The 8,269-nt window shown below is 71.4% G+C and carries 6 protein-coding genes; 5 read left to right on the forward strand and 1 reads right to left on the reverse strand.

Features of this window, described 5'->3' with window-relative positions; genetic code table 11:
- Window positions 1-494: SanA/YdcF family protein (locus tag FNH08_RS37830; protein WP_228034599.1), on the reverse strand; the 494-nt coding region annotated here is incomplete at its 3' end.
- Window positions 495-872: 378 nt separating this feature from the next.
- On the opposite strand from FNH08_RS37830, the gene FNH08_RS37835 reads away from it, so the two are divergent.
- The 5 genes from FNH08_RS37835 (at window position 873) to FNH08_RS37855 (ending at window position 8,244) form a co-directional block, all read left to right on the forward strand.
- Window positions 873-1,799, forward strand: a complete 927-nt coding sequence (locus FNH08_RS37835; protein ID WP_152776056.1) for a sirohydrochlorin chelatase — start codon at window positions 873-875, stop codon at window positions 1,797-1,799.
- Window positions 1,800-1,864: 65 nt separating this feature from the next.
- The gene (locus FNH08_RS37840) at window positions 1,865-3,244 is read left to right on the forward strand and encodes a deoxyguanosinetriphosphate triphosphohydrolase (protein WP_152776057.1); all 1,380 of its coding nucleotides are present in this window, start codon (window positions 1,865-1,867) and stop codon (window positions 3,242-3,244) included.
- A 172-nt stretch (window positions 3,245-3,416) separates the two neighbouring features.
- Entirely contained in the window at window positions 3,417-4,682 is a 1,266-nt protein-coding gene (locus tag FNH08_RS37845; protein ID WP_322726139.1) for an NAD(P)/FAD-dependent oxidoreductase, read from the forward strand.
- Window positions 4,683-4,807: 125 nt separating this feature from the next.
- Complete coding sequence (gene dnaG / locus FNH08_RS37850; protein ID WP_322726140.1) at window positions 4,808-6,709, forward strand: DNA primase; 1,902 nt, start codon at window positions 4,808-4,810, stop codon at window positions 6,707-6,709.
- Window positions 6,710-6,903: 194 nt separating this feature from the next.
- Window positions 6,904-8,244, forward strand: coding sequence for an RNA polymerase sigma factor (locus FNH08_RS37855; RefSeq protein WP_322726141.1), 1,341 nt, complete (start codon window positions 6,904-6,906; stop codon window positions 8,242-8,244).
- The last annotated feature ends 25 nt before the right edge of the window (window positions 8,245-8,269 follow it).

The following is an 8,269-nucleotide window of genomic DNA, read 5'->3' on the forward strand; positions in this document are numbered from 1 at the left end:
CCCCCGTAGTACCAGGTCGCATCATGCCGATCATCAACCCCGACCCCGTACGACCGCACCCCCGCCTCCTCACACAGCGCAACCGCCCGCCGTATGTGGAACCCCTGACTGATGAGCACCGCCCGATCCACGCCGAAGATCTTCCGGGCCCGCACACACGAGTCCCAGGTGTCGAACCCGGCGTAGTCACTGACGATGCGCGCATCGGGAACCCCCCGCTTCGTCAGGTACGCCCGCATCGCATCCGGCTCGTCGTAGTCCTCGCGGCTGTTGTCCCCACTCACCAGCACGACCTCGATACGCCCCGCCCGATACAGCTCCGCCGCCGCGTCCAGCCGATGCGCGAGGTACGGCGAGGGCTCGCCGTCCCACAGCCCGGCCCCGAACACCACGGCCACGTCGGTCCGCGGCACGCTGTCGACGGTCCGCAGCCGATCACCCGCCACGACGAACATCCACGTCGCCGGCAACAGCGCCAGCACGCACAGCGACATCACCACCTGCACAACCCGCCGCTGCCCGGCACGAGTCCGCGGCAGCCGCAGCCGCAGCCGCAGCCGCAACCGCAGCCACAACCGCAGCCGACGGAGACGCGGCAAGCACGACAAGCGCGGCAGCTGCATGACGACGGCCCCCTGATCCATGTGTCCGGCAGGTTTCCGTCACCCCGACAGCCCCCGCCGTTTCGACCAACGAAGACGCCGCGCGCAGCGATCCGGTTCGCCCCGACCACGTGACGAGGTTCACTCACGGCGAACAAAACCGCAGGTCACCGCTCCTCACACACACCGGCCACCCCACCGTGAACCCTCGGAAAACACCCGTCATTCGCGTGCAACGGCTCGGCAACGTCCTGCCGCGACCATCGGTTCATGACGGCGACGCGTAAGTCGGACGCTCCCGCTCCCCGCGACGAGTCCCAGCCCTGCCCCGGCGGCCAGCCGCTCCGTGGCGCTCACCTCGACAGTACGGCGCACATCATGAACCGGATCAGCAGTCAGCTCGCCAGCCAGCTCAGCCTCGTCGCGCTCGACGGGACCCGGCGCCCCGTACGGCCCGTGCCGCCCGCGCTCGTCCTCGTGGCGCACGGCAGCCGCGACCCGCGCACCCTCGCCACCGTGCACGCACTCATCGACCGTGTCCGCGAGCTGCGGCCCGGCCTGGCCGTGCATCTCGGGCACATCGAGCTCAACGAGCCCCTGCTGCCCGACACCCTCGCCGCCCTCGGCGACCAGGAGGCCGTCCTGGTCCCGCTGCTCCTCAGCCGTGGCTACCACGTCAAGCAGGACATCCCGGAGATGGCGGCCGCGTCCCGGGTGCGCGCCCGGTTCGCCCCGCCCCTGGGCCCGCACTCCCTCCTCGTGGACACCCTGTACGAGCGGCTCGTCGAGGCCGGGTGGCACACACCGGCGACCGAGGCCGAGCGCCGGTCGAGCGCTGTCGTCCTCGCCGCCGCGGGCTCCCGCGACCCGGACGCCGCCGTCGACGCCCGCCGCACCGCGGAGCTCCTCGCCGAGCGTCTCGGCGTCCCGGTGGTGCCCGCGTACGCCTCCGCCGCCGCTCCCACCGTCCCGGACGCCGTGCGCGCCCTCGCCGCCCGTGGCCGCCACCGGGTCGCCGTCGCCTCCTACTTCACCGCCTCCGGCCGTTTCGCCACCGAGTGCGCCGACGCGGCCCCCTGGATCGCCGCCGGACCCCTGGGTGCCCACCCGGCGATGGCCCGCCTGGTCCTGCACCGCTACGACGAGGCCGCCACGGCCCCGTACCCGGTCGCGGAACCGGCATTGGCCACGGCTTGACGCCACACCCCGCCTGACCGGACCGCAACGCCCCGTTTGTCAGCCCCTGCGTCTACTGTCGGGGCATGGAAGGCACCGCATCCAACGCACCCCAGGCAGAAGGCACCGAACCCCAGGCGACCGCGCCCTCCACACAGGGGGCGTACGAGAACAACATCGCGCCCGACGCCTACGACGAAGCGGCCATCGAGCGATGGGCCCCGGAGCCCGACAAGCGCCCCGGTCGCACCGCCTTCCAGCGCGACCGCGCGCGCGTGCTGCACTCCGCCGCGCTGCGCCGCCTGGCCGGCAAGACGCAGGTCGTCACACCGGGCACCCGGAGCCCGGCCTGGGACGCCAGCCCCCGCACCCGCCTCACCCACTCCCTGGAGTGCGCGCAGGTCGGCCGTGAGCTCGGCGCCGCCCTCGGCTGCGACCCCGACCTCGTCGAGGCCGCCTGCCTCTCCCACGACCTCGGCCACCCGCCCTTCGGCCACAACGGCGAACAGGCGCTGAACGAGTTCGCGGAGGACTGCGGCGGCTTCGAGGGCAACGCCCAGTCCCTGCGCCTGCTGGCCCGCATCGAACCCAAGCGCTTCGTCCGCGACCCGGCGGCGTCCGGCGAGGGCCGCCTGGTCAGCGTCGGCCTCAACCTCACCCGCGCCGCCCTCGACGCCGCCACCAAGTACCCCTGGCCGCGCGGCGGTCACCCCACCACCCCCGCCTCCCCGAAGTTCGGTGTCTACGAGGACGACCGGCCGGTCTTCGACTGGATCCGCAAGGGCGCCCCCGAAGACCGCACCTGCTTCGAGGCCCAGGTCATGGACTGGTCGGACGACGTGGCGTACTCGGTGCACGACTTCGAGGACGGCCTGCACGCGGGCCACATCGACCCGGGCGCTCTGCACGCCGAGCCCGAGCGGCAGACGGTCTTCGCCGTCGCCCTCGGCCGGTACGTGCCCGCCGACACGGACCCCGCCGAACTCGCCGAGGCCCTCGACCGCCTCCTCGGTCAGGAGTGGTGGCCGCACGGCTACGACGGAACGGCCCTCGCGCAGTCCCGCCTCAAGGACGCCACCAGCCAGCTCATCGGCCGCTTCTGCCTGGCCGCCGAGGGCGCCACCCGATCGGCGTACGGCAGCGGACGGCTCACGCGGTACGCGGCCGAGCTGGTCGTCCCGCGCGAGGCCCGGCTGGAATGCGCCGTACTCAAGGCCGTCGCCGACCGGTACGTCATGCAGCGCGCCGAGCAGGAGCGGCTCCGGGCCGACCAGCGGATCGTCGTCGCCGAACTCGCCGAGGCGCTCACCGCCCGCGCACCGGACGGACTCGAACCCCAGTTCCGTGCCCTGTTCGACGAGGCGGCCGACAACCGCGCGCGCAAGCGTGTGATCGTCGATCAGATCGCCTCCCTCACCGATGCCTCGGCCCGCACGTTGCACGCGAGACTCACCGGGCACATGTGACACCAGTGACCCTGGAGGGGGACAGGTGTGACCCTGCGTGGCCTGATCGGGCCACTCCCTCTTCCCGCATCACGCTCCGTGCGGGACGCTCGCTTGTGGCGACATCCGCAAAGTTCAACTGGCGCAATGTTCATCTGGGGTCCACCCCCAGACCCCCGGCAGGAGGCAACAAGTGGTCGACGCGGATCAGACATTCGTCATCGTCGGAGGAGGTCTGGCCGGCGCCAAGGCGGCCGAGACGCTCCGGACGGAGGGCTTCACCGGCCGCGTGATACTGATCTGCGACGAACGCGACCACCCGTACGAGCGCCCGCCCCTCTCCAAGGGCTATCTGCTGGGCAAGAAGGAGCGCGACAGCGTCTTCGTCCACGAGCCCTCCTGGTACGCGCAGAACGACATCGAACTGCACCTCGGCCAGACCGTCGACGCCATCGACCGCACCGCGAGGACCGTCCGCTTCGGTGACGACGGCACCCTCGTCCACTACGACAAGCTGCTGATCGCGACCGGCGCCGAGCCGCGCCGCCTCGACATCCCCGGCACGGACCTGGCCGGCGTCCACCACCTGCGCCGCCTCGCCCACGCCGAACGCCTCAAGGGCGTCCTCACCGCGCTCGGCCGCGACAACGGCCACCTCGTGATCGCGGGCGCCGGCTGGATCGGCCTGGAGGTCGCGGCGGCCGCCCGCGAGTACGGCGCGGAGGTCACGGTCGTCGAGCCCTCGTCCACCCCGCTGCACGGCGTGCTCGGTCCCGAACTCGGCAACCTCTTCGCCGAGCTGCACCGCGAGCACGGCGTCCGCTTCGACTTCGGCGCCAGGCTCACCGAGATCGTGGGCCAGGACGGCATGGTGCTGGCCGCGCGCACGGACACGGGGGAGGAGCATCCGGCCCACGATGTCCTGGCGGCCATCGGTGCCGCCCCACGCATCGGGCTCGCGGAGTCCTGCGGCCTCGAGATCGCCGACCGTGCGCACGGTGGGGGCATCGTGGTGGACGAGCGGCTGCGTACGTCCGATCCCCACGTCTACGCGGCCGGTGACGTGGTGTCCTTCCCGCACGCCCTGTTCGACACGCGGCTGAGGGTGGAGCACTGGGCGAACGCGCTCAACGGCGGGCCCGCCGCGGCCCGGGCGATGCTCGGGCAGGACGTCACGTACGACCGGGTGCCGTACTTCTTCTCCGACCAGTACGACCTGGGGATGGAGTACTCCGGATGGGCGCCGCCCGGGTCGTACGACCAAGTGGTGATCCGTGGGGATGCGGGGAAGCGGGAGTTCATCGCGTTCTGGCTGAAGGAGGGGAGGGTGCTGGCGGGGATGAACGTGAATGTGTGGGACGTCACTGGGCCGATTCAGTCCCTCATCCGGGCGAGGGCGTCTGTGGATGTGGAGGCGCTGGCGGATCCGCATGTTTCGTTGGAGAGCCTGATCGCCTAGGCGTCAGGGGGGTGGGGACGGCGGGCGACTGCGGGTTGTTCGTGGTTGCTCGCGCAGTTCCCCGCGCCCCTGACGGGGCGCTCCCGTGCCCCGGATGTGTCCGTGCTCCCCCGTAGAATCTCCCCGTGGCAGGACGGATCAATGACGAGGACGTGAAGGCGGTTCGGGACGCGGTTCCGATCGACGCCGTGGTGTCCGAGTATCTCCAGCTGCGGGGCGCGGGCGGGGGCAATCTCAAGGGCCTCTGCCCCTTCCACGACGAGAAGTCGCCGTCCTTCCAGGTCAGCCCGAGCAAGGGGCTCTTCCACTGCTTCGGCTGCCAGGAGGGCGGCGACACCATCACGTTCGTGATGAAGGTCGACCACCTCTCCTTCTCGGAGGCGGTCGAGCGCCTCGCCGCGCAGGCCGGCATCACGCTGCGGTACGAGGAGGGCGGGTACAACCCGTCCCACCAGCGCGGCGAGCGCATCCGCCTGGTCGAGGCACACAAGATCGCCGCCGAGTGGTACGCCGAACAGCTCGCCACGAGCCCCGAGGCCGACACCGGCCGGATCTTCCTCGCCGAGCGCGGCTTCGACCAGGCCGCCGCCGTCCACTTCGGCGTCGGCTACAGCCCCCAGGGCTGGGACCACCTCACGCGCTACCTCCGCGGCAAGGGCTTCACCGACAAGGAGCTGCTGCTCTCCGGGCTGTCGCAGGAGGGCCGTCGCGGCCCCATCGACCGCTTCCGCGGGCGCCTGATGTGGCCCATCCGCGACATCGGCGGCGACGTGGTGGGCTTCGGCGCGAGAAAGCTGTACGAGGCGGACAACGGCCCCAAGTACCTCAACACCCCCGACACGGCCATCTACAGGAAGTCCCAGGTCCTGTACGGCATCGACCTCGCGAAGAAGGACATCGCCAAGTCCAGCCGCGCGGTGGTCGTCGAGGGCTACACCGACGTCATGGCCTGCCACCTCGCGGGCGTCACCACCGCCATAGCGACCTGCGGCACGGCCTTCGGCGGCGAGCACATCAAGATCCTCCGCCGCCTGCTCATGGACAACGGCAGCGCCCGCGTCATCTTCACCTTCGACGGCGACGCGGCCGGCCAGAAGGCGGCCCTGCGCGCCTTCGAGGACGACCAGAAGTTCGCCGCCGAGACGTACATCGCCATCGCACCGGACGGCATGGACCCCTGCGAGCTACGGCTGGCGAAGGGGGACGAGGCGGTCGCGGACCTGGCCGAACCGCGCACCCCGCTGTTCGAGTTCGCGCTGCGCCAGATCGTGGCGCGCTACGACCTGGAGACCCCGGCGGGGCGCGCCGCGGCCCTGGACGAGGCGGCACCGGTCGTCGCCCGCATCAAGAACAGCGGCGCCCAGCACGAGGTCGCGGTGGAGCTCGCGGGCATGCTCGGCATCCTCGACACGCAGTTCGTGGTCAAGCGCGTGGCGCAGCTCGCGCGTTGGGCCCGCGAGCGCGGCGGCAGGGCGCCCGCGCCGGCGTCCCGGGCACCCCAGCAGTACGAGGCGGCCCCCCGCCCGGCCATGACCGGCCCCGCGCTCACCCTCCGCAACCCCGTCTACGCCACCGAGCGTGAGCTGCTGAAACTCGCCCTCCAGCGCCCGGAGTTGGTCTCCCCGGCGTTCGACGCGTACGGGGTCGACGAGTTCACCGCGGCGCCGTACGCGGCCGTGCGTCAGACCATCATGGACGCGGGCGGCGCCGACTACGGCACGCAGGACCCGCAGGAGTACCTGGTCAGGGTCCGCGAGGCCGCACCGGACGACACGGTCCGGGCCATGGTGACCGAGCTCGCGGTCGAGGCCATCATGCGCAAGGCGGTCGACGAGCTGTACGCGGGCGAGCAGCTGGTCACCGTACGCAGGCGCGCCGTGGAGCGCCGCGTCCGTGACGTCCAGGGCACCCTGACCCGCCTCGGGCAGCACGCCGACCCGGCCCAGTTCGCCTCTGTGCAGAACGAGCTGTGGGTCCTCCAGCAGTACGACCAGGCGCTGCGGGAGCGGGGCGCGGAAGCGCTCTGAGGCGCCCCACGAAAGCCCCACGAAGCCGTGCAGCTCCCGGGCGCACTTGCCAATCCCGTACGCCCTTCAAGGTGCTTCACACCCTCTCAGCAGCGCACTCGTACGCCAGGGTAACCACGCGGTCACGGACCGGACGCAAAAAGTCATCGCACGCCCCTCGTGGCAGCGATGTGTCGTACTCCACACTGGGTCCGGTGCCTGAGTCCTCGGAGCGCGGCCGGCCCGCCCCCGGTGGGTCCGAGACCCCCGCGGTTCCGCTCAATGACTACGGGATGGACGGCGGTGAGGCCGTCGCCATCCCCGACGTACCGCTGCCGCATGCTTCAGCAGCGACATTCCTGGAGGTCGCCCCCGTGCAGACCCAGACCCTCACGCAGAACGAGCACAGTACGGACAGTACGGACAGTACGGAGCCCGACGCGGAGACCGCCGTCATCTCGGCGGTGCCTTCACAGAGCCGGGTCGCGCACCACCCCGAGGCGGAGCCGGAGGGCCCGCCGGAGTTCGACGAGCCGCCGGTCGGTGCCGTGGAGACAGCGGCAGCGGCGGACCCCCCGGAGACCGTGGAAGCCGTGGAGGTCGTGGAACCGGTGGAGCCGCCGCGCGGGCGCACCGACACCGCCGGGCCCTCCTCGGACCTGTTCCGCCAGTACCTGCGGGAGATCGGCCGCATACCGTTGCTCACGGCCGCCGAGGAGGTCGAGCTGGCCCGGAGGGTGGAGGCCGGCCTCTTCGCGGAGGAGAAGCTCGGCAACACCCCCGACCTGGACACCCAGCTGGCCATGGACCTCGACAGGCTGGTCGTGATGGGCCGGATGGCCAAGAGGCGGCTGATCGAGGCGAACCTGCGGCTGGTCGTGTCGGTGGCGAAGCGTTACGTCGGGCGCGGGCTGACGATGCTGGACCTGGTGCAGGAGGGGAACCTGGGGCTGATCAGGGCGGTCGAGAAGTTCGACTACGCCCGGGGGTACAAGTTCTCGACGTACGCCACGTGGTGGATCCGTCAGGCCATGTCCCGGGCCCTGGCGGACCAGGCCCGTACGATCCGTGTCCCGGTCCACGTGGTCGAACTGATCAACCGGGTGATCCGGGTGCAGCGGCGCATGCTCCAGGAGCGCGGGTACGAACCGACTCCCGACGAGGTGGCCGCCCACCTCGACCTCCCCGGCGAGCGCGTCAGTGAGGTCCTCCGCCTCGCCCAGGAACCCGTCTCCCTCCACGCGCCCGTGGGCGAGGAGGACGACGTGGCCCTGGGCGATCTGATCGAGGACGGCGACGCGACGAGTCCGGTGGAGTCGGCGGCCTTCCTGCTTCTGCGGGAGCATCTGGAAGCGGTGTTGTCGACGCTGGGTGAGCGGGAACGGAAGGTCGTCCAACTCCGCTACGGGCTGGCCGACGGGCGGCCGCGCACGCTGGAGGAGATCGGCCGGATCTTCGGTGTCACGAGGGAACGCATCCGCCAGATCGAGTCCAAAACCCTGAACAAACTCCGAGACCACGCCTTCGCGGACCAACTGAGGGGCTACCTGGACTGAGGGCGCCCTTTCCTCGCCCCCGCCG

Source organism: Streptomyces spongiae, from assembly GCF_009377185.1.
Lineage (GTDB): Bacteria > Actinomycetota > Actinomycetes > Streptomycetales > Streptomycetaceae > Streptomyces > Streptomyces spongiae.

Excerpts from the sequence above, each read along its gene's own strand:
- FNH08_RS37835 (WP_152776056.1), top strand. The coding sequence starts at position 873 with ATGACGGCGACGCGTAAGTCGGACGCTCCCGCTCCCCGCGACGAGTCC.
- FNH08_RS37840 (WP_152776057.1), top strand. The coding sequence starts at position 1,865 with ATGGAAGGCACCGCATCCAACGCACCCCAGGCAGAAGGCACCGAACCC.